This window comes from Pseudanabaena sp. 'Roaring Creek' (assembly GCF_001402795.1).
GTDB lineage: Bacteria > Cyanobacteriota > Cyanobacteriia > Pseudanabaenales > Pseudanabaenaceae > Pseudanabaena.
On sequence record NZ_LIRE01000011.1, the window covers coordinates 1 to 3,257 of the forward strand.

Annotated in this window: 3 protein-coding genes; all 3 read left to right on the forward strand. The window is 43.9% G+C overall.

From position 1 onward, the window contains the following. The first annotated feature begins 60 nt into the window (after window positions 1-60). The 3 genes from AC805_RS00260 to infC all read left to right on the forward strand — a co-directional run bounded on the left by AC805_RS00260 (window position 61) and on the right by infC (window position 3,117). Window positions 61-1,188 (forward strand): ISAs1 family transposase, encoded by a 1,128-nt coding sequence (locus AC805_RS00260; protein WP_055073553.1) that lies wholly within the window; start codon window positions 61-63, stop codon window positions 1,186-1,188. 93 nt (window positions 1,189-1,281) lie between these two features. Beyond that, window positions 1,282-2,412, forward strand: coding sequence for a 3-dehydroquinate synthase (aroB, locus tag AC805_RS00265; protein ID WP_055073554.1), 1,131 nt, complete (start codon window positions 1,282-1,284; stop codon window positions 2,410-2,412). Between the two features lie 180 nt (window positions 2,413-2,592). Beyond that, on the forward strand, window positions 2,593-3,117 hold the full coding sequence (infC, locus tag AC805_RS00270; RefSeq protein ID WP_009627301.1) for a translation initiation factor IF-3: 525 nt from the start codon (window positions 2,593-2,595) through the stop codon (window positions 3,115-3,117). Window positions 3,118-3,257: the final 140 nt, after the last annotated feature.

The following is a 3,257-nucleotide window of genomic DNA, read 5'->3' on the forward strand; positions in this document are numbered from 1 at the left end:
CAGGGCAACCGCATAAAAAAGGTAATAAAATTTAGGAGAAAATAAACAAATAAAGCCACAATGAATAGCCCTATCGAAGTAAGTTTACTGAGCCACTTTGAGGGAGTAGAAGATCCACGAGATAATCGAGGGAAAGAGCATATCTTGCTAGACATAATCGTGATAGCAATTTGCGCGGTGATAAGTGGGGGGGAAAACTGGGAAGACATAGCGCTATTTGGACAATCAAAACAAGAATGGCTGGGGACATTTCTTAAATTACCGAACGGGATACCCTGTGATGACACATTTGCAAGAGTGTTTGCGAGATTGAACCCGCAACAAATGCAAAATAGCTTCATCAGTTGGGTGAAATCAGTCAGTCAAGTAATGAAAGGAGAGGTGGTAGCCATAGACGGCAAAACCTTGAGACACTCCTACGACCGAGGAGGAGACAAAGGCGCAATCCATATGGTGAGTGCATGGGCAAGTGCCAATCGATTGGTATTAGGGCAGAGCAAAGTCGATGATAAATCCAACGAAATCACGGCGATTCCAGAGCTTTTAAAGATTTTAGAAATTAATGGCTGTATTGTCACAATTGACGCAATGGGATGCCAAAAAGAAATAGCCAGCCAAATCGTGCAACAAGGAGCCGATTATGTCTTAGCGCTCAAAGGTAATCAGGGAAGTCTATTTGAGGATGTACAGTGGCTATTTGAGCAAGCTATAACCACTAATTTTGTGGACGTAGACCATGACTTTTGCCAGTCCATAGATAAAGGACATGGGCGCTTAGAAATTCGACGTTGTTGGACTTTATCTAACTTGGATTACCTGACCCAACTGCCTTTATGGACTGGTTTACAGACTATTGCCCTAGTACAAAGTGAGCGCAGAATCAATGGTAAAGTCACCACTGAGAATCGCTACTACATTTCTAGCTTGCCCTGTAATGCTTTTCTCATTGCTAATGCGGTTCGTACCCATTGGTCGATTGAAAATTCATTGCATTGGGTTTTGGATGTCTCTTTTCACGAAGATGCTTCCCGTATTCGCAAAGATCATTCTCCTGAAAATATGGCTGTCTTGCGACACTTTGCTCTTAATCTCTTAAGTCGCGATAAGTCTTCTAAGTTCAGTATGCGGGCGAAACGTAATAAGGCGGCTTGGGATCTGGCTTATCTAAACCATCTCCTTTCCCTTTGATTTTTTATGCGGTTGCCCTGTGACGCTCTGCGCCACTTTCTCTTTCTGGGCGATCGCCTGTTACCATAGAAGCTAGACCATTTATTTAGAAATATGCCCGATTATTCCGCGCTAGTTTCCGTCGATCTCCACAATGACTCCCAGCCTAATCGCAGTTATGACATCGCGATCGCGGCTCATAGCCTCAAACATTTGGGGGCGAAATTATTAGAAATTGGTTTAGGCAAAAAAAGCAAAAAAGTCTTAATCGTCTCGAATCCAGTCATCTACAAGCACTATGGCGAGACCGTAACAGCATCCTTACATGACGCAGGGTTCGATATTGCCCATCTCATCTTGCCAGCGGGTGAACGCTTTAAAACCGCCAACTCCCTCCAAAAAATCTATGATGCCGCGCTTGCCCATCGTTTAGAACGCTCGTCGGCGATCGTTGCCCTCGGTGGTGGCGTGATCGGCGATATGTCTGGCTATGCTGCGGCAACTTGGTTGCGTGGGATCGATCTCATTCAAGTACCAACAACACTTTTGGCGATGGTGGACTCAGCGATCGGTGGCAAGACGGGGATCAACCACCCTCAGGGCAAAAACTTGATCGGAGCCTTCTATCAACCGCGTTTAGTCTGGATCGATCCTGAAGTTTTGAAAACTTTACCCGCCCGTGAGTTTCGCTCAGCCATGGCGGAGGTAATTAAGTACGGCGTAATTTGGGATCGCGAGCTATTCGATCTCCTTACCCAATGCGATCGCCTCGATCGATTGAGCTATATTTCTGCGGAACTTTTACAGGCTATTCTCTACCGCTGTGCTAAAGCCAAAGCCGAAGTAGTCTCTAAGGATGAAAAAGAAGGTAATCTACGCGCCATTCTTAATTACGGACATACGGTCGGTCATGCGATCGAATCCGTTACCAATTATCGTCTTTACAATCATGGTGAAGGGGTCGGTTTAGGCATGGTAATCGCAGGGGCGATCGCCGTAGAAATGGACATGTGGTCAGCTAACGACCAAGCTCAACAGCTTGCACTGATTACCAAAGCCCGTCTGCCTCAAACCTTGCCAGCAGATATTGATATTGAGGCGATCGTGGCTACCCTATCCACGGACAAAAAGGTCGAAGCAGGTCAAGTGCGCTTTATTTTACCTACAGCGATCGGATCGGTAACCCTAAGCGATCGGGTAACCTCAGAGATGGTTAAACAAAATTTACGAAAAATAATAGTCTAATACTTGACACATTAAGTGGTAGTTCGTACTATACTTAAACGTTTATGTCAAGTAAAAAAATTTGCTAAGCTTAAGCATATCAAATATTTGGTATGAATAGAGCGCCCAATAGCTGCATAAATTTGTAAACCACTAGTAATTTAAACCAATACCCCAAAGAGTCTAGACAACAGAGATTTCATGACTAAAAAGCCAATTAAAGACCTCCCCCAAATCAACGAACGTATCAGATATCCAAAAATTCGAGTCATTGATATGGAGGGAGAGCAACTCGGCATCCTAACCCCCAAAGAAGCCTTGAAAATGGCTGAAGAAAAAGAGCTAGATCTTGTGTTGGTCAGCGATAAGGCAGATCCTCCTGTTTGTCGGATTATGGACTATGGCAAATTCAAGTTTGAACAGGAAAAGAAAGCCCGCGAAGCTCGTAAAAAACAACATACCTCCGATGTTAAAGAAGTAAAGATGCGTTACAAGATTGAGGAGCATGACTACAAAGTGCGCATCAATCATGCTGAGCGCTTCTTGAAAGAAGGAGATAAGGTTAAAGCAACAGTAATGTTTCGCGGTCGGGAGATTCAACACGTAGATCTTGCCGAGGTTTTATTGAATCGGATGGCAAGCGATCTTGAATCTGTCGCCGAAATTCAGCAATATCCCAAACGCGAAGGTAGAAATATCACGATGCTAATGGCTCCTAAGAAATAAAAAACAAAATCCTGAATAATAGGTAAAAGAGAAGGATATACAGAATCCTTCTCTTTTTTAATGGTTAATAAACGTGAGTTCAGGATAATTTGAAACTAGCTTTGAGAGAGGGTTTGCTACGCAAACCCTCTCTCAAAGCC